Raw genomic sequence first — 23156 nt, forward strand, 5'->3', positions numbered from 1 at the left:
ATTACTTTACAGAAATATTGGGTATCTCACCATTAAGTAGGTTGTTTATGAATGCTTTAACCCAAGAGTTGGTTGAATTACTGAGCCTCGAAAAAATTGAGGAAAACATCTTTCGTGGACAAAGCCGTAATTTGGTTGGGAAGCGTGTTTTTGGTGGGCAAGTCTTAGGTCAGGCACTGCGTGCAGCATCATATACCACAGATCGTCCTGCACACTCTTTACATGCGTACTTTTTATTTGGTGGTGACGTAAACGCACCGATTATCTATGAAGTCGATCGGATTCGTGATGGGCGTAGTTTTGTCAGCCGTCAAGTGCGTGCCATTCAACATGGTAAAACCATCTTTATGTGTATGGTGTCCTTTGCTGACAATGAAGAAGGGCTGAACTATCAAATTAGCGAACCTGAATACCCAGCACCAGAGTCGCTAAAGTCTGAGGCTGAACTGAAAAAGATGATGGTAGAGTTTGTGCCTGAAAATGTACGTGCAAGTTTTATGCGAGATCGGCATGTGGAGATTCGTCCCATCAATCCACAAAACCCATATCAACCGCAGCCAGAAGCGCCTGTCTATGCACACTATATTCGTACGCATGACCGCATTGCATCTGAGGTAGATGAGGTTTCGTTACATCAAGCGATTGCGGCATTCTATTCAGACTTTACCTTAATGACTACGGCACTGCGTCCACATGGTTTAAGCTATTTGTCTCCAAGTTTACAGTGTGCGAGCATTGATCATGCTATGTATTTTCATAAACCCTTTCGCGTGGATGAGTTTATGCTGTATGACATGGACGCCACAGTGAGTGCCAGTTCACGTGGTTTAAACTTTGGTCGGATGTGGCAAAACGGTGAGTTGGTGTGTAGCACTACGCAAGAAGGTTTGATTCGGCTCCGTGAAATCGAAGCCCAATAAAGCCTGAGTATAGGAAAAAGCTGAGTGATATGACTCAGCTTTTTTTATGACTGATTTTATGACTGAAAGGTGGTCAGAGCTGGGCTATGAGTTGAGTTTCAATTGTCATGGTCTCACCTTTGGTGATAGGTATATGGGGAAATGTGCAGTACTTGTGACAAAAAAATCCTCGATTCTAGCCGATTCACATGGCATAGTTTCCCAAAGAAATCTTTGAAAAGCATGAAGCTATGAGCTTAAACACGCAAATTCTAATTGCAGCGATCTTTGGGGTCGTCTTCGGGTTTGTTTTAAATCTATTTCCTGAAACCGCTTTTTTAGAAATGAGTTTGTATGGAATTGGAGTGGTCAGTAGTATTTTTATCGGTTTATTAAAAATGCTTCTGATTCCCCTCATTTTTAGCTCAATTGTGGTGGGGGTATCCAACTTACAGGCGGGCGGACAGCTCTCCCGTGTTTGGAAAATTACGGTGGCATGCTGTGTCACTACCACGACATTGGCCTTGATATTGGGTTTAAGCTGCGCGCATTTATTTGAAGTCGGCAAAGGTGTCGATATTGCCATGTTTCAAGATGCCATGGCGAATCATCAAACTCCAGATACCCTCACTCCATCTTCGTTCTTCACCAACTTTATTCAAAATACGTTGATTAACCCGTTTAAAGCTTTTGCTGAAGGCAATGTTTTGGCGGTGGTGGTTTTTGCTCTGTTTATTGGAGTGGCACTGGTTAAAGGTGGAGAGCAATTCCGTACCGTGCGTAAGCTGAGTCAGCAGTTCTTTGACATCATGATGCTGATGATTGGGTGGGTGATGAAGCTTGCACCACTGGGAATTTTTGCCTTACTTGCCAAATTGATTGCCATTGAAGACATCTCGGTATTGAGCCGTTTGGCCGAGTTTGCGGCTGTGGTAACAGGCACCACCATTTTTCATGGTCTGGTGGTTTTGCCGCTATTGCTGTGGATTTTTGGCAAGATGAATCCGATCACCTTTTTTAAAGGCACGCGTGTGGCCTTAATTACTGCTTTTGCCACCAGTTCAAGCTCGGCGACTATGCCTTTATCACTGAAATGTGCGCAAGAAAATCTCGGTGTACGTCCGCAAACGGCGGGCTTTGTGATTCCATTGGGGACGCAGCTCAATATGGATGGTACTGCACTATATGAGGCGGCGGCAGCTTTGTTTATTGCCAACTTGATGGGACTCGATTTGAGCTTGAGTCAGCAGTTGGTGGTGTGTCTGACCGCGATGATTGCTTCTTTAGGAGCTCCCGGGATTCCGAGTGCAGGTATGGTCACCATGATTATGGTCTTGCAGTCTGTCGGGCTTCCTGCGGAAGCGATTGCGATTTTATTGCCGATTGATCGCTTACTGGATACCGTGCGTACCGTGGTCAATGTACAAGGCGACATGATGATTAGTGTGGTGGTCGATCGACATACCCAAGATCTGGATGCACCTTTACCGAATTTATCAAATTCATCTTAAGTCTTGCTCTAGAATAAAAAAGCAGCCGATTGAACTGCTTTTTTATTTTGGATTTAAGCGACTTTGAGCATGGCACGTTTTGCCGCAGGGGATTGGTCTAAGTAGGTAATCGCATCTTCTGTTTTGGCTTCGTGTACAGGGTCATACCATGGCACCAAATAGCCGAACTGTTGTGACACTAACCAGAGCGGGCTTGGTAGTACTTGATGATTCCGCTTGGAAATAGAGAACCATTCACGCCAAATCCAAGGTTTAAACAGACTGGGTTGAATCGACTTAAAGCGGTCATCTTGTTTCATAATATGGGCTGCACCATCGACCCATAAACCGAGAACGGCAGCAATCACGACGAGACTCAAATAATAACGTGCAATATAGCCACCGCCTAAATGTCGGTACAAATCAAATGCGACGGTACGGTGTTCAATTTCTTCTGCGCCGTGCCATTTCACTAAGTCCAGCATAGCAGGGTCTGCGCCCATTTTCTCCCATTCAGTGTTATACAGTGCATATTTGCCAAGTACGCAGGTCATGTGTTCCACCGTTGCAATAATGCCAAGTCGAAACAAATCCCACTGGTGTTCAAGTGCTTTGGGTACAGTGAGATCAAGGGGTTTATCGGCCAGTAATTTTCCAAATAAGAAATCCATCAACTCTAGATTACGGGAGACATCAATCTTTCTTTGGCTGAGATACTCTTTATTGGCTGAGTTGTGTGCTTGCGCATGCATGGCTTCTTGGCGGATAAAGGCTTGTACATCTTGCTTCAGCTTTTCATCGCTAATTTGCGGTAAGACTTTGTTGTAGAGGCGGCAGAACCAGAACTCACCTGCGGGTAGGATCATATTAATTTCATTGATGAAATAGCTAGCAAAAGGTTGGTTGGGAATCCAATCAATCGGGCTGTCTTGCCATTCAAATTTAACTTTGCGGGGCTTAATGGTGTAGGCAATCGAGGAGCGAATTTTGTTTTTTTTCAATCGAGACCATAATTTCATATGCTGACCTATTTTTATATGTGTTGAACTTTTTCACGAGTTGAATAAATTCAGTATAAAAAAAAGTCCCCAATTGTGATTAGCAATAGGGGACACAGATACAGCAATAGATGATGTTTTTATCGAATGGTGTTTAAAACTTAAGCCTCAGACTGTGGTTTGGTTTCAACATCGCCTTTAGTTTCAATATGATCTTCAGCGTCAATATCCATAGCTACTTCAGTATCTTCATCGAATTCGTCTGCATCCAGCTCATCGGCTGTCGCATCTGGAATGCTGCTTAAGTCAAAGTGTTGGGCTTGGTCTAACGTAAAATTGAGTCGTCCACCCATCACGCTCGCCAGTTCTTCTAGACCTTGTTTGTTGAGGGAGGAGAACAATTGAATTGAGAAATCCAATTTCATCTTTTTCAATTGGGCTTTAACTTCTTGCAATGCCTTAGAAGCAGGGCCACGGTTGAGTTTGTCGGACTTGGTGAGTAGTACATGCACAAACAATTTACGCGAATAAGCCCATTCCAACATCATCACGTCAAAGTGCTGTAGCGGATGACGAATATCCATTAACAATACTAAGCCTTGTAAGCTTTTACGCTGAATCAGGTAGTTTTCTAACTCTTTTTGCCACACGATTTTCATCGCTTCAGGCACGGCTGCATAACCATAACCGGGTAAGTCGACGAGACGTTGGTCAGGATTCCCTAGACTGAAAAAGTTAATCATCTGCGTACGACCCGGTCTTTTCGAGGCACGAGCCAATTGCTTTTGGTTGGTTAAGGCATTGATAGCACTAGACTTACCTGCATTTGAACGACCCGCAAAGGCAATTTCATAACCTGTATCTTCTACACAAAGATTGAGCTTCGGGGCACTCATTAAAAACTCGGCTTTACGCAGCCAGTTGAGAGCGCGCACAGCATATTCAGTAACTGCAGAATCTACCTTTTTTTCATAGCTAATTTTTTGCTTTGGGGCAGCAGCAATCTTACTGTTTTTGGATTTTCCTCGGCTGTGGTGCATAACTCAACTTCAATTTATGATCTACAATCAGCCATTATAATAGAAGTCGGGCAGGCAATCGACCTTTGCAACATAAAGTCGGCAATCTTGTCGAGAAAAGACTTCAGTCTACAAGATTGATCAAGCTAATCGGGGAGTGTGTTGCAAACTTATTCTGCGAAGGGGTACCAAGCACATCAGCTAGGGTGTATTGGTCTAAGCTGTTGTAAAACTCATCTAAGGCATTATCTAAAATACCTTTCAGACCACAGTTAGAGCGGAGTACACAGGGCGGGGTATTGCATTCAACTATGTTTTGATCGGCTTGTAAAACCCGCACAATCTGCCCTAGTCTTAAATGTAGGGTTTCTGGGTTGAGTCGAATCCCACCACCACGACCGCGTGCGGTAATAATCCATTGCTGCTTTGCCATAAAATGCACGATTTTCATCAAGTGATTTTCAGACACTTGAAGTGCTTGAGCCAGTTCTGCAATGGTATGTGGCAGCGCTTTCGGCTGAGAGACATACATCAGAATTCGCAAAGCATAATCTGTAAATTTATTGAGCTGCATGAGGGTATTAATCGTCGATACGCAAAAAACAAAGGGCTAGTCTAGCATAACCTGACTAACCCACTCTATTTTATGCCGATGGCATCAGTTAGTGATGAACACCACCTGTACCAAAAGCTTCACTGTGGATATTTTCGGCAGGAACACCACGGGCAATCAGAGCTTTTTGTTGCTCAGCCATAAATGGCATTGGACCACATAAATAATAATCTGCTTGCGTTGGTAGAATCGCACTATCAATGGTACTCAAATCAAGACGACCTTTCGCATCAAAGTCTTGACCTAAAATATCACTTTGATGTGGAAACTCGTAAGCAGTAAAGGTACTTAGGCGAGGGTACTTCGCTTTTAAGTCATGAATGTGCTGTTTCATGGCATGTACTTGTTTACTACGACATGCATGAATGAAGGTTACAGGCTCAGGCATATCTAAAGTCACCAACTGATTCAGCATTGCCACCATTGGGGTGAGACCCACACCACCACTAATAAAGACATTACGTTTGTTTGGATCAATCAGGTAGAAGTTACCTGTTGGTGCAGAGACTTCAATTTCGGCACCAACGTCCAGACCATGTAGAGTATTTGAAACCCAGCCTGCAACCAAGTCGCCTTTTTCATCTTCACGTTTAACTGAGATGCGTAAATAATCTGCTTGAGGACTCGTTGAAAGGGTGTATTGGCGTGGTTGTTTTAGGCCAAGTTCTTCAACAAATACACGTACTGAAATGTACTGACCCGCTTCATATTGTGGTAAATCACCACCATCAACAGGGGTAAGGTAGAACGACGTGATTTCTTCACTTTCAACCACTTTTTTCGCGATTTTAAAGTTGCGCCAGCCTAACCAACTTCCTTTGGTTTGTTGATGCTGTTCATAAATTGCCTTTTCGGTGCTAATGAATAAGTCAGCCAACTGACCATAAGCCGCAGCCCACGCACCAATTAAAGGGTCTTCCATTGAAATACTTAAAACTTCGCTGATGGAATGTAGCAGATTTTCTCCAACAATATTGTAATCAGGAGCTTGAATATTCAAGCTCACATGTTTATGTGCAATCAGCTCAACCACTGGAAGCAATACAGAAGGATCTTCAATGTTTTCAGCATAAGCTAACACTGCGCCAGCCAAAGCTTGAGCTTGAGCACCGCTGCGTTGGTGACCCATATTAAAGGTTTCTTTTAAAGCAGGGTTATTACCTAACATGCGGTTATAAAAATAACCTGTGAGCGCGACACCGTTTTCACGGAGGACAGGAACAGTTGCTTTTACAAGGTCAATTTGCTGCGGAGTCATGGTTGATCTCTCTTGGCTATCATTTATAAGATGTATTAAAAATATACCTTTAAAGATGTAATGTAAATACATCTTTATACTAAAAGGATAAAATATTTTCAGGCGTATAGGAAAGTTTTTGATGTGATGGTGAATTCTTTAACATTTTTAATATCTTAGTTTGCTCTTTTTAGATGTTTATTATTGCGCCTATAGGAATGTTTTATATTTCTATGAAACATTATATGGAATTGATGTTTCATTTAGCGTTTTTTCAACCGATTACGTAGATTTTCTTTAGTGTTCAATGGTGACAAGGCGTGAGGTATTGATTCATCAAGAGGTCTTTTTATTATTTGATTATGAATAGCGATGTCGAAAAGCATAGGGAGTTTCGCCTGTCCACTTTTTGAAGGCGCGAGCAAAAGAGTTCACTTCTTGAAAACCGAGTAGATAAGAGACCTCACTGGGGCTAATTGAGGAGCGGGTGAGATAGTGTTCGGCTAGAGCTTGGCGCGTGTTATCCAAAATGCTTTGGAAGTTGGTCTGCTCTTCCTCTAAAAGTCGTTGTAAGCTACGCTTACTGAGCGCCAGTTTTTCTGCGACATCCTCAATTCGGCTAAATCCAGCAGGTAAATTTTCTAGTAAAATTGTTTTTACTTTTTCTTGAGTTTGCACTGCATTGTTTAAATTCAGCAGATTTTGTCTGAGATTGGGCTCAAAAAATGCCCACATGGTTGGGTTTGCTGTCAAGAAGGGCTTGGTACAGTCTACGTGTGAAAAACTGATCGAAATTTTTGAGTCTTTCTTTGGGGTGACACCAAAGTAGTCTCGATAGGGCGCGAGTTGTTCGGGGAGCTCAGGTAAAGTGATTGCTAGTGGCATAATATGGCTACGCAGGCATAATCGTGCCAACTGCGTAAAAAAGACCAATTCTGTCAGTATCAGACTTTGGGGAATGGCTGCGCCGACTTGATAGAATTCAATGTCTAAGCGCATTTGCTGAGCATCGGTTGCTGTATTTAGATGAATAGGACCAATCAATTTTTTAAACAGCGTTATGCGTTCCAAAGCAACGCTTAAATTGGGGCTGCATATACACGCAAAAATGGCGGGATCGAAAAGTTCTACTGAGAGCATTTGCCCGATTTTAAGCGGTAAATGCTCAATATTTGCAATATGCTCAACAGCTTCCCAAAATTGAAAATAATGTTGTGGTGTGAGTTCCATTTTTTCACGGTTAAACGCATCTAATGGCAGGTCAGCTTGTCGAACTACATCTTCAGGTCGGATGCCTAAATCAATCAAAAAAAGCCTCCAATTAGGTTGCAGTACAAACTTTGTTGCATATTTCATGGTAGCAATCCCTGCATTAGATATTGCGATTTCATGTGAATGAGTCACTGGCATTATTTAACGACTGACATGACCATCATATCGAAAATACGATCCCCAAACCATTTGCGCACAAAAATCATGAGTTTGGCATACTTGCCACCCACATATCGGGTCTTTGGTTGCTTTGCATTAACGGCTTTTATCAACATATCGACCACGACTTGTACATCTGAGAGTTCACCTTTACGCACCGATTCATTGGTAGCATGGGCAACTGCTTGCGCCATGTGGGCATAAGCACCTGTACCTGAACGTGAGAGCATGGGTTGGAGCATGACGTCGGCAAATTCAGTATTAATCGCACCGGGTTCGATCACAACCACGTCAATATTAAAAGCTTTCAGCTCTAGACGTAGGCAATCTGACCAGCCTTCAACAGCATGTTTACTGGCATGATACCAACTGCCGAGCGGCGTATAAATTTTGCCACCCATTGAGGAGATGTTGATGATGCGCCCCTTATTTTTTTGGCGCATGGATGGCAAAACTTGTTGGGTCAATTCAGCCATGCCAAACAGGTTCACTTCAAATTGATAGCGGGCGTCTGCAATCGACGTATCTTCCATGGCACCGTATAAGCCAAATCCTGCACAGTTAATCAGGATGTCTACACCTTGGGTTTCTCGTTCAATCTGTTGGATGACTTGATGAATATCTTCAGATCGGCTGATGTCCATTTTTAATGTACGAGCGCCGAGTATTTTTAGCTCATTCATTGCTTCAAGACGACGTGCTACAGCATATACGAGGGCGCCTTGTTGTAATAAGGCGCGTGTAAATGCTCTACCCATGCCTGATGATGCGCCTGTAATTAATACCACTTGTTCTTGGGCTTTATTCATTTCACTATCCTCAATACTTTGTTGATCTAACTTGATGATTGAATTTTAGTGATTGAGTCCAGCTTTCTGACATCCGATCATGCCAAGTTATATGCAGATGACGTCATGTTGTAATGGAGTATTTAATCGTCGTACATAAAAAACGTCACCAAAAATTGGTGACGTTGAATGAAGGTTGTAAGCAGTTAGGCGCGCATTACTTACCAAAAATAGACCCTAAAATACCACGCATAATTTTCTGTCCAGTACTGCCACCCAGACTACGTGCTGCACTTTTGGCGAACGTTCCTACTGTGTCTTGAATTAGCTTCTCACGCTGTTTAGCTGAGCGCTCAGCTTCTTTTTGCTGTTCTTTGGCAACACGCTCTTGTTCACGCGCTTGTTGTTTGGCAATTGCTTCCGCTTCTTTGGCTTGTTGTTTTGCGAGCTGCTCTTGTTCTTTGGCTTGTTGTTTTTCTTGCTCTATCTGTACCGCTTGTTGTTGGCGTTCAGCGACTTTGTTTTGTAACAATTCAAAGGCACTTTCGCGGTCTAATGTTTTCTCATAAATGCCAGCGACAATACTTTGTGAGATTAAGACCTGACGTTGTTCAGGGCTAATCGGGCTGAACGATGAGTAGGGAGGCATGACCCATGCACGTTCTACAATTTGCGGTGTACCTTGCTCATCAAGGCAGCTAATCAGCGCTTCCCCGACAGCTAGTTCGGTAATGGCTTGTTCAACCTTAAATTCAGGATTGGCACGGAAGGTATCTGCTGCTGTTTTTACAGCCTTTTGGTCTTTTGGGGTGAAAGCACGCAACGCATGCTGAATACGGTTACCCAACTGCCCCAAAACGCTTTCGGGTAAATCAAGAGGATTTTGGGTGACAAAGTAGATCCCCACACCTTTAGATCGAATTAGACGGACCACCTGTTCAATTTTTTCTTGTAGTGCTGTACTAGCATTATCAAACAATAAATGCGCTTCATCAAAGAAGAACACCAGTTTAGGCTTGTCCATATCGCCCACTTCAGGGAGCTGTTCAAACAGTTCGGAGAGCATCCACAATAAAAAGGTTGCATACAACTTCGGCGTATTCATCAGCTTGTCTGCAGCTAAAATATTGATATAGCCGTGTCCATTACTGTCGGTTTGAATAAAGTCGAGAATATTTAAGCTAGGTTCACCAAAGAATTGATCACCACCTTGGTCGGCTAGAGCCAGTAAATTGCGCTGAATGGCGCCAAGACTAGCAGGCGATAGATTGCCATATTCTGCTTTAAACTCAGCAGCATGTTCGCTGACATAGCTAATCATGGCTTTTAAGTCTTTAAAGTCGATCAATAGTAGACCTTGATCATCCGCAATACGAAACACCGCAGAAAGGACACCTTCCTGAGTATCATTTAAATTCAGCATGCGCGCCAGAAGTAATGGGCCAATTTCTGTAATTGTTGTACGAATAGGATGACCTTGTTCAGCAAATAAATCCCAAAACACTACAGGGGATGCGGCAAACGGAATACTATCAATACCTAAGCTTTTGATGCGTTCATCAAACTTAGGATTGGCTGTTCCTGCTTGGGCTAAGCTTGAAACATCACCTTTGGCATCAGCCAGAAACACGGGTACACCGAGTCGTGAAAAACTTTCAGCTAATACTTTTAAAGTGATGGTTTTGCCTGTCCCTGTTGCACCAGCAATTAAGCCATGGCGGTTAGCAAATTTTGAATGTAGAACCACGTCTTGTTGGGTATCACTGGTTTTTTTTGCAATGATAATCGGTGTACTCATATTTCTTCCTATTCGGTTTTCTTGTGATGGCTATTCAATTGTTTTAGTGCGTTTTCTATATCTTGAATTAAATCGTTAGGATGTTCCAGTCCTATACAAAAGCGAACCAATAAACCTTGTTGTAAATGTGTATGTTCAAGCAGACGCATGTCTTTGAGATCATAGAGCATCACTAAACTGACGGGACCACCCCAGCTAAAACCCAGTTTAAACAAAGACAAGGCATCACAAAAATGACGAATATCTTGTAAGTTAAACTCTGGTTTAAAAATCACACTGACCAAACCTGCGCTGTGTTGTTCTATGCAAATATCTTTCCAGAAGGTGTGACCTGCAGTATTCGGATCTGCTGGGTGTAAAACTTGTAAAAATTCAGGTCGTTGCTTTAGCCAAGTGAGGAGTTGTATTGCACTTTGAGACTGTGCGGCATAGCGAACACGCATCGAGGCCAGACTGCGCTGCACTTGAGCAACATCATCTCCCGATACACAAATACCTTGAATGGCATGCATTTGAAATAATTGATGGTGCAAATGTTGCTTACGTGTGACCACAGAACCCATCAAGATATCACCGCCACCGCTGGGGTACTTGGTTAGGGCATGTACGGTCATATCGACACTTAAATGTGCATCACTAAAATCAAAAGCATTAAAGGCAAGACCTGCTCCCCAAGTATTATCCAAAGCGGTGAGTATGTTATGTGCTTCTGCCTTTTTAATAAGTCCAACTAAATCGGGAAACTCTAAGGTGACTGAGCCTGCTGCCTCTAACCAGATTAGTCTTGCTTTTTCCGTTGGTTGAAATGAGTTCACATCAATGGCGTTATAGACTTTGACCGTAATGTCATAGCGCTTTTCTAGATTGCGCAGATGCTCCATGTTCGGACCGTAAATATTGTCTGCAACCCAAACTTCATCACCCTGATTGAGAAAACATGAATTGACTAGATTAATGGCGGATAAACCACTGGGCGCCAGTAAGCAATATTTACCCCCTTCAATTTGTGCAATGTTATCGCCCAATGTGAATGTGGTAGGAGTGCCATGGGTGCCATAACTGTAATCATATTCATCTGTCCAATGGCGATTAAATAGTGCATCGGTATTTTTAAAAATGATCGTTGATGCACGATAGAGGGGAGGTTGAATGGTTGAAATGGATTGCGGGGCTTGTCTTGGTGCATGGATTAAAGCGGTTTGCGGATTTTTCTTCACGAATCGACTCAACATAAAGCGCTAAATTGTTTTAGCTTAAGAGAAAGTGATGAAATAGGCTAGAAAATTGAGTAAATGTAAGTAAAGCTCAGCAAAATAAAAAAGTTGGCTTCAATTTTGCTAAACCATCTGAAGAGATAGCATAAAAGAAGGCTTAAGCGCATGAAGTCGCATTTAAAAGTACATTATTTTCAGCATATTGCTGGTGAAGGGTTCGGTAGTTGTTATGAATATTTGAAAAAGCAAGGTGCTGTTATAAGTGCAACGGAGTTTTTTGCATTACCCGTTGATCAGGCTCTGGAAATTGAAGCTTTACCCAACATTGAAGATGTGGATTTACTTATCATTATGGGGGGAACAATGAGCGTTAATGATGAAGTAAATTATCCATGGCTAAAGATAGAAAAACGTTGGTTACGTCGGTATTTGGCATCAGGTAAACCTGTCATTGGGCTATGCTTAGGGGGGCAGTTGATTGCAAATGCACTTGGGGCTGCTGTGAGTCGAAATGAACAACAGGAACTAGGTTGGACAACAGTACGGAAAATTCAACATGTGCCAATAGAATGTTTTGAGCTACCAGAACAATTTAATGTAATGCAATGGCATAGTGAAACGTTTGAAATTCCTAAAGGGGCTATTCATTTGGCAGAAAATACCATCTGTCGTAATCAAATGTACCAAATTGGCAAAAACGTATTGGGTTTTCAGTTTCACCCAGAAATCACACCTGAAACATTAGACTTGTTTTTAGAGAATGATGATGAGTTGAGTAAATTTTCAGGGCGTTATGTCACCGCGGAAACAGAATTGAAAAAAACACCTAAATTAAATTTTATTGAAGGAAATCAGATTCTTAATAGGGCTATTGAATATGTGCTCCGACAAACAATATATTGATGATTTTTTAAGCTACTGAAAATGCAAACAAATTGAAAATATTGTAAAAACTCGAAAATCAATTTGCTTATGCATTAAACAATGGCTATAATGAGCGACCCTTTAATGAAAGGGGTTGGCTACGAATAAAGTAGTTAACATCGTGACAGTCGTGGCATCGATCATGACCTTAGTGATATTTCACTGCTCTTGACACTTACCTTAAATAGTGGGGTGAGATGCGTCAAGAGTGATTCTTTATATATTTGGCTTGGAGTTTACTGGTATGTCTAACCAGAGAATTCGTATCCGTCTTAAGTCTTTTGATCACCGTCTAATTGATCAATCAGCTCAAGAAATCGTAGAAACAGCAAAACGTACTGGTGCACAGGTTTGTGGTCCAATCCCAATGCCTACACGCATTGAACGTTTTAACGTTTTAACATCACCACACGTTAATAAAGATGCGCGTGACCAATACGAGATCCGCACTTACAAACGTTTGATCGACATCGTTCAACCTACAGACAAAACTGTAGATGCATTGATGAAGTTGGATCTTGCAGCTGGTGTTGATGTTCAGATCGCATTGGGTTAAGGCTTTCGGGTTAATTAACGCTCTAAGTTAATTAGGCCGCTTTTTTAGAGGTTTATGCACATGGCTATTGGTTTAGTCGGTCGCAAGTGCGGTATGACACGTATCTTTACAGATGCTGGTGTTTCTGTGCCTGTTACAGTGATTGAGGTTGATCCTAACCGCATCACTCAAATCAAAACGCTTGAAACTGATGGTTATCAAGCGATTCAAATCACTACTGGTGAACGTCGCGAATCTCGCGTAACTAGCGCTCAGAAAGGTCACTTCGCTAAAGCGGGTGTTGCTGCTGGTCGTTTAGTTCAAGAATTCCGTGCAACAGAAGCTGATCTTGAAGGTCGTGAAGTTGGTGGAACTATCGGTGTAGACTTGTTTACAGTGGGTCAAGTTGTTGACGTAACTGGTCAGTCGAAAGGTAAAGGTTTCCAAGGTGGTGTTAAGCGTTGGAACTTCCGTACGCAAGACGCAACTCACGGTAACTCAGTTTCTCACCGTGTTCTAGGTTCTACAGGTCAAAACCAGACTCCTGGTCGCGTATTCAAAGGCAAAAAAATGGCTGGCCATTTAGGTGCTGAACGCGTAACTGTACAGGGTCTAGAAATTGTATCTATCGACGCAGAACGTTCAGTTTTAGTAGTAAAAGGTGCGATTCCTGGCGCTACTGGCGGTGACGTAACTGTTCGTCCTACGATCAAGGCCTGAGGGGAAATAACGTGAATTTAAATACTGTTTCCGGCTCTGCTGTTGAATTATCAGAAGTTGCGTTCGGTCGTGAATTCAATGAAGCTCTTGTACACCAAGTTGTTACCGCTTATTTAGCTGGTGGCCGTCAAGGTTCAAAAGCTCAGAAATCACGTGCAGACGTTTCTGGCGGTGGTAAAAAACCATTCCGTCAAAAAGGTACTGGTCGCGCTCGTGCGGGTTCTATTCGTAGCCCAATCTGGGTAGGTGGTGGTAAAACTTTTGCTGCTCGCCCACAAGATTGGTCTCAAAAAGTTAACCGCAAAATGTACCGCGGTGCAATGCAATGTATCTTAGCTGAACTTGTTCGCCAAGATCGTCTAGTATTAGTTGAAGAGTTTGCTGTTGCTGCTCCAAAAACTAAAGAGTTGCTTGCAAAACTTAACGACTTGAATGCTACTCGCGCATTGATCGTTACAGAAGCTGTAGATGAGAATCTATACCTTGCAGCGCGCAACATTCCACACGTTGATGTGGTTGATGCTGCTGCTATCGATCCTGTTAGCTTGATCGCGTTCGATAAAGTTGTTATGTCTGTAGCTGCTGCTAAGAAAATTGAGGTAGAACTCGGATGAACAACGAACGTATCTATCAAGTCCTACAAGGACCTGTATTCTCAGAAAAAGCACAAGTTTTAGGCGAAACTGCTGGTGTTCAAGTTTTTAAAGTTGCACTTGATGCAAACAAACTTGAAATCAAAAAAGCGGTTGAGCAATTGTTTGGTGTTCAAGTTGTTAAAGTTAACACAACGATCACTAAAGGTAAGACTAAACGCTTTGGTAAAACATTAGGACGTCGTTCTGATGTTAAAAAAGCATACGTCACCCTGAAAGCTGGCCAAGATGTTGAAATGGCTGACTTGGGCGATACCGCTGAAAGCGCAGCGGAATAAGGACGAGAATTATGCCAATTCAAAAATGTAAGCCAACGTCTCCTGGACGTCGCTTTGTAGAGAAAGTCGTTCACGACCATCTTCACAAAGGCGCGCCTTATGCTCCGTTGGTTGAAGCTAAAAAACGTACTGGTGGTCGTAATAACAACGGTCACATCACGACTCGTCACGTTGGTGGCGGTCACAAGCAGCACTATCGTCTAGTTGACTTCAAACGTAACAAAGATGGTATTCCTGCAACTGTAGAGCGTATTGAATACGATCCTAACCGTACAGCACACATTGCACTAGTATTGTATGCTGATGGTGAGCGTCGCTACATCATCGCGCCTAAAGGCCTTCGCGCTGGCGATAAAGTTCAATCTGGTAACGATGCACCAATTCGTCCAGGTAACTGTTTACCGCTTCGCAACATGCCTATCGGTTCTACTCTTCACAACATTGAACTTAAAATTGGTAAAGGCGCGCAATTAGCTCGTTCTGCTGGTACTTCAGTTCAGTTGTTGGGTCGTGACGGTTCTTACGCCATCGTTCGTTTACGTTCTGGTGAAATGCGTAAAATTCACGTTGAGTGCCGTGCAGTTCTTGGTGAAGTTTCTAACCAAGAAAGCAACCTTCGTTCACTTGGTAAAGCAGGTGCAGCACGCTGGCGTGGCGTTCGTCCTACCGTTCGTGGTATGGCGATGAACCCAGTAGATCACCCGCACGGTGGTGGTGAAGGTCGTAGCAAAGGTATTCAACCTGTAAGCCCATGGGGTCAAAAAGCTAAAGGGTACAAGACACGTACCAATAAGCGTACGACTAAGATGATTATTCGCGACCGTCGCGTTAAGTAACAAGTAAAGGAATCTGACAATGCCTCGTTCTCTGAAAAAAGGCCCATTCGTCGATGCGCACTTGTTCGCTAAGGTTGAAGCGGCTATCGCGGCTAATAACCGTAAGCCGATCAAAACTTGGTCGCGTCGTTCGATGATCCTCCCAGATTTTGTTGGTTTAACAATTTCTGTACATAATGGCCGTAACCATGTTCCAGTGATCGTATCTGAACATATGGTTGGTCACAAACTTGGTGAATTCGCGCCAACTCGTACCTATCGTGGTCACGGTGTTGACAAGAAATCTAAACGTTAAGGTGCTATGATGGAAGTTACTGCTAAATTACGCGGTGCCGCTATCTCGGCACAAAAAACTCGTTTGGTTGCAGACCTAATCCGTGGCAAATCTGTTGCTCACGCGCTTAATATTCTTAACTTTAGCAACAAAAAAGCTGCAGTTTTGGTTAAAAAAGCATTGGAATCTGCGATTGCAAACGCTGAACACAATAACAGTTTAGATGTAGACGACCTTAAGGTTACTACGATTTACGTTGATGAAGGTACTAGCCTTAAGCGTATTATGCCACGTGCTAAAGGCCGTGCAGATCGTATTACTAAGCGTACTTGTCACATTACCGTTAAGGTAGGGGTTTGATATGGGTCAGAAGGTTCATCCAATCGGTATCCGCCTTGGTGTTGTAAAACGTCATAACGCCAACTGGTATGCGAGTCCGAAACAATACGCTGAATACTTGCTTAAAGATCTTCAAGTTCGTGAGTTTTTAACTAAAAAACTTAAGAATGCGATGATCAGCAATATTCTTATCGAACGTCCTACGGGCGCTGCTAAAGTAACAATTAGCACTGCACGTCCTGGTATCGTGATCGGTAAAAAAGGCGAAGATATTGAGAAATTACAGCGTGAACTTACTCAGATTATGGGTATTCCAGCGCAAGTAAGTATCAATGAAATTGATCGCCCAGACTTAGACGCTCGTTTAGTTGCTGAAGCAATCGCTTCTCAATTAGAAAAACGTGTAATGTTCCGTCGTGCTATGAAGCGTGCGGTTCAAAACACAATGCGTGCTGGTGCTAAAGGTATTAAAGTTGAAGTATCAGGCCGTTTAGGTGGTGCTGAGATTGCTCGTACTGAATGGTATCGTGAGGGTCGTGTACCTTTGCATACACTTCGTGCAGACATCGACTATGCAACTATGCGTGCTGAAACGACTTACGGTACCATTGGTGTTAAAGTTTGGATCTTCCGTGGTGAGATCTTGGGTGGCATGAAACAAGTCATGAACCCAGCTCCAGCTGAAGAACGTCCAGCTAAACGTGGTCGTGGTCGTGGTGAAGGTCAAGAGCGTCGTGGTCGTCGCAATGATCGTTCTGCTGAAAAAGGAGAATAATCCATGTTACAACCTAAACGTACTAAATTCCGTAAAGTGCAGAAAGGCCGTAACACTGGTCTAGCTCACCGCGGTAGCTCGGTATCTTTTGGTACAATCGCACTTAAATCTGTTGAGCGTGGTCAAATGACTGCTCGTCAAATTGAAGCAGCGCGTCGTACAATCAGCCGTCGTATTAAACGTGGTGGTAAGATCTTTATCCGTGTTTTTCCAGACAAGCCGATTACTTCTAAGCCTCTTGAAGTGCGTATGGGTAAAGGTAAGGGTTCTGTGGAATACTGGGTTTGCCAAATCAAACCAGGTAAAGTCTTGTACGAAATTGATGGTGTTAACGAAGAATTGGCTCGCGAAGCGTTTACGCTTGCAGCTGCTAAACTTCCGTTTAAAACCACTATCGTGACTCGGACGGTAATGTAATGAAAACTAAAGATCTACGTGAAAAGTCGGTAGAAGAGTTGACAGCTTTGCTTGATGAGCAACAGCTAAACCAATTCCGTCTTCGTATGGCAAAAGCAACTGGTCAATTGGGTAAATCGCATGAAGTTGCGCTTACTCGTAAGACAATTGCTCGTATCAAGACACTCCTTACCGAAAAACAGGGGAACGGACAATGAGTGAACAAACAGTTCGCACGTTAACCGGCAAAGTAGTAAGCGACAAGATGGACAAGTCTATCGTAGTACTTATCGAACGCCGCGTTCAACACCCGTTGTATGGCAAATCAATCCGCCGTTCAACTAAATTACACGCTCACGATGAGAACAACACAGCTAAAACTGGCGACGTTGTGACTATCAAAGAAAGCCGCCCAATTTCTAAAACTAAGTCTTGGACTCTAGTTGAAGTTGTTGAAGCTGCTGCTGAGTAATTAGACGTATCTGTTGCATCATCGGTTAATTTCGAGTACTCTTTGAGCCTTTCGAAATTGTGACCGGTGATGCTCGGTTTTGGAGTAGGGCAATGATTCAAACCGAAAGTATGCTAGACGTAGCAGACAATAGTGGTGCTCGCCGCGTACAATGTATTAAAGTACTTGGTGGTTCACATCGTCGTTATGCTTCTGTTGGCGACATTATTAAAGTTACTGTAAAAGAAGCTATTCCACGCGCACGTGTTAAAAAAGGTGACGTGATGAATGCTGTAGTTGTACGTACAAAATTCGGTATCCGTCGTCCAGACGGTTCAGTGATTCGTTTCGACGATAACGCTGCTGTTATTTTGAACAACAACAAAGCGCCGATTGCAACTCGTATTTTCGGACCAGTGACTCGTGAACTTCGTACTGAACAGTTCATGAAAATTATTTCACTGGCTCCTGAAGTTCTATAAGAGGCAATCATGGCTAAGATTAAAAAAGGCGATCAAGTAATTGTGATCGCAGGTAAAGAAAAAGGCAAACAGGGTACTGTTCTGTCTGTTTCAAATGACCGTGTTATGGTTGAAGGCCTTAACTTGGTTAAGAAGCATCAAAAGCCAAACCGTGCAACAGGTGCTGAAGGCGCTGTCGTTACACAGGAAGCTTCGCTTCATATTTCTAACGTGGCAATTTTTAATGCTACAACCCAAAAGGCTGACCGTGTTGGTTACCAAGTGATTGATGGCGCGAAAACTCGTGTTTATAAATCAAATGGTGAATCAGTGGCGGTAGCGAAGTAATAGGTTGAAAAGGCAATGGCCAGACTTAAAACGCGTTACAACGACGAACTTAAGGCTCAATTACAAGAGACTTTAGGCGTTAAAAATGTGATGGATATTCCTCGCATTACTAAAATCACGATCAACATGGGTGTTGGCGCAGCTGCTGCTGACAAAAAACTCCTTGATGGTGCTCTTGCTGATATGCAAGCTATCGCTGGTCAAAAACCAGTTCTTACATTAGCTCGTAAATCAATCGCGGGTTTCAAAATCCGTGATGGTTGGCCGATTGGTTGTAAAGTTACTTTACGCGGCGAACGTATGTACGAATTCTTAGACCGTTTGATCTCGATTGCGATCCCTCGTATCCGTGACTTCCGTGGTTTCTCTTCGAAATCATTTGATGGTCGTGGTAACTACTCAATGGGTCTTAAGGAACAAATTATGTTCCCTGAAATCGATTTTGATAAGATTGATCGTATTCGTGGTATGGATATTACCATCACTACGACTGCTCGCACCGATGACGAAGGCCGTGCGCTTATGCGTGCATTCGGCTTCCCGTTCAAATAAGAGGTCGATATGGCTAAGAAAAGTATGATTAATCGCGAATTGAAACGCGAAGCTACTGTTGCTAAATACGCTGCAAAACGTGCTGAATTAAAAGCTGTTATTGCAAACGTAAATGCAAGCGACGAAGAGCGTTTCGAAGCGATGATGAAATTACAAGCATTACCACGTAATGCATCTCCAGTACGTTTACGTAACCGTTGTGGTTTAACTGGTCGTCCTCATGGTTACTTCCGTAAGTTCGGTTTAAGCCGTAACAAATTACGCGATACAGTAATGCAAGGTGATGTACCGGGCGTTGTTAAGGCAAGCTGGTAAGGAGCACTATAGATGAGTATGCAAGATACCGTTGCCGACATGTTAACTCGTGTTCGTAACGCACAAATGGCGAAGAAGCAAACTGTTTCTATGCCAAACTCTAAGTTGAAGGTTGCAATTGCAAATGTTCTTCAACAAGAGGGTTACATTTCAAATGTAGAAGTTGCTGATGCTGAAGGCAAAGCGACGCTTACTTTGACTTTAAAGTATTTCGAAGGCAAACCAGTTATCGAAACTGTGAAACGCGTAAGCCGTCCTGGTCTACGTCAGTATCGCGGTAAAGATGCACTTCCAAGCGTTAAGCAAGGTTTAGGTATTGCAATTGTTTCTACAAGCAAAGGCATCATGACTGATCGCGCTGCACGTGCTGCAGGTATCGGTGGTGAAGTTATTGCTTTTGTTTCTTAATAGGTGATTCCTCATGTCTCGTGTGGCTAAAGCCCCAGTAACTGTACCTAACGGTGTAACAGTTACTCAGAACGGCCGGCAGGTCGAAGTGAAAGGTAGCAAAGGTACTTTGTCTTTCACCCTGCATGCGCTGGTCGAGCTTAAACAGGAAGACGGTATTCTAGCGATTGCTCCAAAAGCTGAGTCGAAAGACGCTTGGATGCAAGCTGGTACTGCTCGCGCTGTGCTTAACAACCTTGTAAAAGGTGTGAGCGAAGGCTTCGAACGTAAGTTACAACTTATCGGTGTTGGTTATAAAGCTGCGGTTAAAGGTAACATTGTTAACCTTAACCTTGGTTTCTCTCACCCGATCGACTATACGCTTCCTGAAGGTGTAACTGCTGAAACTCCTACAGCAACTGAAATTATTCTTAAATCTGCTGATAAAGCACGTTTAGGTCAAGTTGCTGCAGATATCCGTGGTTACCGTCCACCAGAGCCTTATAAAGGTAAAGGTGTTCGTTATTCTGACGAAGTTGTACTTCGTAAAGAAGCTAAGAAGAAATAAGGCGCGAGGTTCTTATGAACGAAAAGAAACAATCCCGTTTGCGTCGTGCGAAAAGCACACGCTTGCACATTCGTGCATTGGGTGCGACTCGTTTGTGTGTAAACCGCACTCCGCGTCACATCTATGCTCAAGTTATCTCAGCAGATGGTGGCAAAGTTTTAGCGCAAGCTTCAACTTTAGATGCTACTTTACGTGCTGGTACAACTGGTAACGTTGAAGCAGCTACTAAAGTAGGTGCTTTAATCGCAGAACGCGCTAAAGCAGCTGGTGTTACTAAAGTTGCATTTGACCGTTCTGGTTTCAAATATCATGGTCGTATCAAAGCCTTGGCTGATGCTGCTCGTGAAAACGGCTTGGAGTTCTAATCATGGCTAAAGTTGAACAAAACGAAGGTCTTGTTGAAAAGCTGGTTGCCGTTGATCGTGTAGCCAAAGTTGTTAAGGGTGGTCGTATCTTCTCTTTCACAGCACTAACTGTGGTAGGTGATGGTAATGGTCGTGTAGGTTTTGGTCGTGGTAAAGCACGTGAAGTTCCAGCTGCTATTTCTAAAGCACTTGAAGCTGCTCGTCGCAACATGATTACTGTTGACCTTGTTAACGGTACTGTACAACACCCTATTAACGCGCGTCACGGTGCAAGCCGTGTTTACATGCAGCCTGCTTCTGAAGGTACTGGTGTAATCGCTGGTGGTGCTATGCGTGCAGTTCTAGAAGCTGTTGGCGTACGTAACGTATTAACAAAATGTTATGGTTCTACTAACGCTGCGAACGTAGTAAACGCGACTTTTAATGGTCTGCGTGATATGACTTCTCCTGAGAAGGTTGCTGCGAAACGTGGTCTTACAGTAGAACAAATTCAAGGGTAATCAATCATGAAAACGATTAAAGTTACCCAGACTAAATCTTCATCGCATCGCTTGAAAAATCACAAGCTTAGCCTTAAAGGTTTAGGTCTGCGTCGTATTGGTCATACTGTAGAAGTGCAAGATACGCCTTCTAACCGTGGTATGATCAACCAAGTCTACTATATGGTTAGTGTAGAGGAATAAGCCATGACTCTGCGTTTAAATGAGCTTGCACCTGCTGAAGGTGCAAAACGTGAAAATCGTCGTCTAGGCCGTGGTATCGGTTCTGGCGTTGGTAAGACTGGTGGCCGTGGTGTCAAAGGTCAAAATTCACGTAAGAGCGGTGGTACTCGTCCGGGCTTTGAAGGTGGTCAAACTGCGTTATATCGTCGTTTACCTAAATTCGGTTTCACTAGCCAAATCGCTTTAAAAACTGCTGAAGTACGTTTATCTGAGCTTACTAAAGTTGAAGGCGACATCGTTAGCCTAGAAACTTTAAAAGCTGCAAACGTTGTACGTAAAGATATGTTACGTGCTCGTATCGTACTTTCTGGTGAAATTACTCGTGCATTCACTGTTCAAGGTGTTGCTGTGACTAAAGGCGCTAAAGCTGCTGTTGAAGCTGCTGGCGGTAAAGTCGAGGAGTAATCGCTAGTGTCTATGTCTCCTAGTTCTTCAGGTCATGTCAATATGATGAAAGGCCAGCCATTTCATGTGAAATACCGTGAAATTATACGCCGTATGATGTTTCTCATCGGTGCATTATTGGTTTTTCGACTAGGAGCACATATTCCAGTACCAGGCATTAATAATGCCGCACTTGAAAATCTTTTTAATGCAAACCAAGGCACGATCCTTGGTTTGTTTAACATGTTTTCAGGTGGTGCATTAGAGCGTATGTCCATTCTTGCTCTTGGGATCATGCCGTACATTTCTGCATCGATTATCGTGCAGTTAATGTCTACAGTTATTCCTTCGCTGGAAGCTTTAAAAAAAGAAGGCGAACAAGGCAAGCGTAAGATTAATCAGTATACGCGACAAGGTACATTGTTCCTTGCACTTGTGCAGGCAATTGGGATGTGTGCTGGTCTGATCAGTCAAGGCATTACCTTAACTGCAGGTCTGGCTTTCTACGTACCAGCTGTAACCTCTTTGGTTGCAGGTACAATGTTCTTGATGTGGTTGGGTGAGCAAATTACCGAACGTGGGGTGGGGAATGGTATTTCCATGATCATCTTCGCCGGTATTGTTGCAGGATTGCCGAATTTGATTCTGCAATCACTATCATCAGTAGATAATGGTCAAACCAGTCTAATTGGCTTGGTTATTTTTGGTGTGTTATCTCTGGCTGTATTAGCTGCAATTGTGTTTATTGAGAAGGCGCAACGTCGTATTACAGTAAACTATGCTCAAAAACAACAAGGACGTCGTGTGTTTACTGCACAACAGTCGCATTTGCCATTAAAAATTAATATGGCGGGTGTGATCCCGGCGATTTTCGCAAGTTCATTGCTTTTGTTCCCTGCGAGCTTAGGGCAATGGGTGGGTAGTGCAGATCCGAATGCGGGTATTATCAAACGTAGTTTGCAAGATTTGGCATTGGTGCTTTCGCCTGGTCAGCCGTTGTATTTGGTGCTCTTTGGTGCGTTAATTATCTTTTTCTGTTACTTTTATACAGCGCTTGTATTTAGCCCGAAAGAAGTATCGGAAAACTTGAAACGCAGCGGGGCTTATGTACCTGGTATTCGTCCAGGTGAGCAAACTGCTCGTTACTTAGATCATATTCTTAACCGTTTGACATTTATTGGTGCGATTTATATCACCATCATTTGCTTAATGCCGATGATTTTACAAAGCTCATTTGGTATTCCATTTTCTTTAGGTGGAACATCTTTGCTGATTGTTGTGGTGGTAGTGATGGACTTTATGGCTCAGCTGCAAGCACATCTCACCTCGCATCAGTACGATAATCAAACGTTAATGAGAAAAACGACTGCTCATCCTAAGGGATAA

32 protein-coding genes and 1 pseudogene are annotated in these 23156 nt (G+C 43.1%); 25 read left to right on the forward strand and 8 right to left on the reverse strand.

The features are described 5' to 3' along the window. Positions 1–47: 47 nt before the first annotated feature. Together DPG01_RS02250 and DPG01_RS02255 are read left to right on the forward strand one after the other, a co-directional pair. Complete coding sequence (locus DPG01_RS02250) at positions 48–920, forward strand: acyl-CoA thioesterase (RefSeq protein WP_110974065.1); 873 nt, start codon at positions 48–50, stop codon at positions 918–920. Between the two features lie 230 nt (positions 921–1150). Beyond that, positions 1151–2410, forward strand: a complete 1260-nt coding sequence (locus tag DPG01_RS02255; protein WP_110974066.1) for a dicarboxylate/amino acid:cation symporter — start codon at positions 1151–1153, stop codon at positions 2408–2410. Positions 2411–2463: 53 nt separating this feature from the next. Here the strand turns inward: DPG01_RS02255 and DPG01_RS02260 are convergent, their stop codons facing one another. The 8 genes from DPG01_RS02260 to DPG01_RS02295 all read right to left on the reverse strand — a co-directional run bounded on the left by DPG01_RS02260 (position 2464) and on the right by DPG01_RS02295 (position 11490). Then, entirely contained in the window at positions 2464–3408 is a 945-nt protein-coding gene (locus DPG01_RS02260; protein ID WP_110974067.1) for a metal-dependent hydrolase, read from the reverse strand. A gap of 140 nt (positions 3409–3548) precedes the next feature. Continuing rightward, positions 3549–4427 (reverse strand): ribosome biogenesis GTP-binding protein YihA/YsxC, encoded by an 879-nt coding sequence (yihA, locus tag DPG01_RS02265; protein WP_110974068.1) that lies wholly within the window; start codon positions 4425–4427, stop codon positions 3549–3551. Between the two features lie 103 nt (positions 4428–4530). Continuing rightward, the gene (locus tag DPG01_RS02270) at positions 4531–4980 is read right to left on the reverse strand and encodes an RrF2 family transcriptional regulator (protein WP_086208961.1); all 450 of its coding nucleotides are present in this window, start codon (positions 4978–4980) and stop codon (positions 4531–4533) included. 88 nt (positions 4981–5068) lie between these two features. Beyond that, positions 5069–6277, reverse strand: coding sequence for an NO-inducible flavohemoprotein (hmpA, locus tag DPG01_RS02275; RefSeq protein WP_110974069.1), 1209 nt, complete (start codon positions 6275–6277; stop codon positions 5069–5071). A 339-nt stretch (positions 6278–6616) separates the two neighbouring features. Then, positions 6617–7612: an AraC family transcriptional regulator gene (locus DPG01_RS02280; protein ID WP_110974096.1), complete on the reverse strand. Its 996-nt coding sequence runs from the start codon at positions 7610–7612 to the stop codon at positions 6617–6619. A gap of 53 nt (positions 7613–7665) precedes the next feature. After that, a complete protein-coding gene (locus DPG01_RS02285) occupies positions 7666–8496 on the reverse strand; it encodes an oxidoreductase (RefSeq protein ID WP_110974070.1) in 831 nt (276 codons plus the stop codon). A gap of 196 nt (positions 8497–8692) precedes the next feature. Beyond that, complete coding sequence (locus DPG01_RS02290) at positions 8693–10273, reverse strand: helicase HerA-like domain-containing protein (RefSeq protein ID WP_110974071.1); 1581 nt, start codon at positions 10271–10273, stop codon at positions 8693–8695. Positions 10274–10281: 8 nt separating this feature from the next. Beyond that, entirely contained in the window at positions 10282–11490 is a 1209-nt protein-coding gene (locus DPG01_RS02295) for a PLP-dependent transferase (protein ID WP_110974072.1), read from the reverse strand. Positions 11491–11652: 162 nt separating this feature from the next. Between DPG01_RS02295 and DPG01_RS02300 the strand changes: the two genes are divergently transcribed. The 23 genes and pseudogenes from DPG01_RS02300 to secY all read left to right on the forward strand — a co-directional run bounded on the left by DPG01_RS02300 (position 11653) and on the right by secY (position 23156). Continuing rightward, a complete protein-coding gene (locus DPG01_RS02300) occupies positions 11653–12390 on the forward strand; it encodes a type 1 glutamine amidotransferase (protein WP_086208955.1) in 738 nt (245 codons plus the stop codon). A gap of 265 nt (positions 12391–12655) precedes the next feature. Next, on the forward strand, positions 12656–12967 hold the full coding sequence (gene rpsJ / locus DPG01_RS02305; protein ID WP_000070912.1) for a 30S ribosomal protein S10: 312 nt from the start codon (positions 12656–12658) through the stop codon (positions 12965–12967). A gap of 60 nt (positions 12968–13027) precedes the next feature. Then, entirely contained in the window at positions 13028–13666 is a 639-nt protein-coding gene (gene rplC, locus DPG01_RS02310) for a 50S ribosomal protein L3 (protein ID WP_110974073.1), read from the forward strand. A gap of 11 nt (positions 13667–13677) precedes the next feature. Next, positions 13678–14280 (forward strand): 50S ribosomal protein L4, encoded by a 603-nt coding sequence (gene rplD, locus DPG01_RS02315; protein WP_086208953.1) that lies wholly within the window; start codon positions 13678–13680, stop codon positions 14278–14280. Continuing rightward, positions 14277–14597, forward strand: coding sequence for a 50S ribosomal protein L23 (gene rplW / locus DPG01_RS02320; RefSeq protein WP_004691323.1), 321 nt, complete (start codon positions 14277–14279; stop codon positions 14595–14597). Before rplD ends, rplW begins: the two co-directional genes overlap by 4 nt. 11 nt (positions 14598–14608) lie before the next feature. Then, a complete protein-coding gene (gene rplB / locus DPG01_RS02325) occupies positions 14609–15433 on the forward strand; it encodes a 50S ribosomal protein L2 (protein ID WP_004691322.1) in 825 nt (274 codons plus the stop codon). A gap of 19 nt (positions 15434–15452) precedes the next feature. Then, the gene (gene rpsS, locus DPG01_RS02330; protein ID WP_004281508.1) at positions 15453–15728 is read left to right on the forward strand and encodes a 30S ribosomal protein S19; all 276 of its coding nucleotides are present in this window, start codon (positions 15453–15455) and stop codon (positions 15726–15728) included. Positions 15729–15737: 9 nt separating this feature from the next. Beyond that, the gene (gene rplV / locus DPG01_RS02335; protein WP_004691320.1) at positions 15738–16067 is read left to right on the forward strand and encodes a 50S ribosomal protein L22; all 330 of its coding nucleotides are present in this window, start codon (positions 15738–15740) and stop codon (positions 16065–16067) included. Position 16068: 1 nt separating this feature from the next. Next, positions 16069–16885, forward strand: a pseudogene (rpsC, locus tag DPG01_RS02340) (30S ribosomal protein S3). Further along, positions 16825–17238 carry a 50S ribosomal protein L16 gene (rplP, locus tag DPG01_RS02345; RefSeq protein WP_004691317.1) on the forward strand — a complete coding sequence of 138 codons (414 nt, stop codon included), beginning with the start codon at positions 16825–16827 and terminating at the stop codon, positions 17236–17238. The pseudogene rpsC and the gene rplP overlap by 61 nt, the downstream one beginning before the upstream one ends. Continuing rightward, positions 17238–17435, forward strand: a complete 198-nt coding sequence (gene rpmC, locus DPG01_RS02350; protein ID WP_004650482.1) for a 50S ribosomal protein L29 — start codon at positions 17238–17240, stop codon at positions 17433–17435. Before rplP ends, rpmC begins: the two co-directional genes overlap by 1 nt. Further along, the gene (gene rpsQ, locus DPG01_RS02355) at positions 17432–17689 is read left to right on the forward strand and encodes a 30S ribosomal protein S17 (protein ID WP_004691314.1); all 258 of its coding nucleotides are present in this window, start codon (positions 17432–17434) and stop codon (positions 17687–17689) included. The genes rpmC and rpsQ overlap by 4 nt, the downstream gene beginning before the upstream one ends. Positions 17690–17781: 92 nt before the next feature. Beyond that, positions 17782–18150, forward strand: coding sequence for a 50S ribosomal protein L14 (gene rplN, locus DPG01_RS02360; protein ID WP_004657680.1), 369 nt, complete (start codon positions 17782–17784; stop codon positions 18148–18150). A gap of 9 nt (positions 18151–18159) precedes the next feature. Then, positions 18160–18477 carry a 50S ribosomal protein L24 gene (gene rplX / locus DPG01_RS02365; RefSeq protein WP_086208951.1) on the forward strand — a complete coding sequence of 106 codons (318 nt, stop codon included), beginning with the start codon at positions 18160–18162 and terminating at the stop codon, positions 18475–18477. 15 nt (positions 18478–18492) lie between these two features. Further along, complete coding sequence (gene rplE / locus DPG01_RS02370; protein ID WP_086208950.1) at positions 18493–19029, forward strand: 50S ribosomal protein L5; 537 nt, start codon at positions 18493–18495, stop codon at positions 19027–19029. Positions 19030–19038: 9 nt separating this feature from the next. Next, a complete protein-coding gene (gene rpsN / locus DPG01_RS02375; RefSeq protein WP_005180266.1) occupies positions 19039–19344 on the forward strand; it encodes a 30S ribosomal protein S14 in 306 nt (101 codons plus the stop codon). Positions 19345–19356: 12 nt separating this feature from the next. Further along, positions 19357–19752 (forward strand): 30S ribosomal protein S8, encoded by a 396-nt coding sequence (rpsH, locus tag DPG01_RS02380; protein WP_004691308.1) that lies wholly within the window; start codon positions 19357–19359, stop codon positions 19750–19752. Positions 19753–19765: 13 nt separating this feature from the next. Then, the gene (rplF, locus tag DPG01_RS02385; RefSeq protein ID WP_086208949.1) at positions 19766–20299 is read left to right on the forward strand and encodes a 50S ribosomal protein L6; all 534 of its coding nucleotides are present in this window, start codon (positions 19766–19768) and stop codon (positions 20297–20299) included. A 14-nt stretch (positions 20300–20313) separates the two neighbouring features. Then, positions 20314–20664 (forward strand): 50S ribosomal protein L18, encoded by a 351-nt coding sequence (gene rplR, locus DPG01_RS02390; RefSeq protein WP_004650473.1) that lies wholly within the window; start codon positions 20314–20316, stop codon positions 20662–20664. Positions 20665–20666: 2 nt separating this feature from the next. Beyond that, positions 20667–21164, forward strand: a complete 498-nt coding sequence (gene rpsE, locus DPG01_RS02395) for a 30S ribosomal protein S5 (protein ID WP_004691304.1) — start codon at positions 20667–20669, stop codon at positions 21162–21164. A 6-nt stretch (positions 21165–21170) separates the two neighbouring features. Further along, on the forward strand, positions 21171–21347 hold the full coding sequence (gene rpmD, locus DPG01_RS02400) for a 50S ribosomal protein L30 (RefSeq protein ID WP_005012961.1): 177 nt from the start codon (positions 21171–21173) through the stop codon (positions 21345–21347). A 3-nt stretch (positions 21348–21350) separates the two neighbouring features. Next, positions 21351–21791, forward strand: a complete 441-nt coding sequence (rplO, locus tag DPG01_RS02405; protein ID WP_004691300.1) for a 50S ribosomal protein L15 — start codon at positions 21351–21353, stop codon at positions 21789–21791. Positions 21792–21836: 45 nt separating this feature from the next. After that, entirely contained in the window at positions 21837–23156 is a 1320-nt protein-coding gene (secY, locus tag DPG01_RS02410) for a preprotein translocase subunit SecY (RefSeq protein WP_171327332.1), read from the forward strand.

The sequence above is a fragment of the Acinetobacter sp. WCHAc060042 genome, from assembly GCF_003231195.1.
Taxonomy (GTDB): Bacteria; Pseudomonadota; Gammaproteobacteria; order Pseudomonadales; family Moraxellaceae; genus Acinetobacter.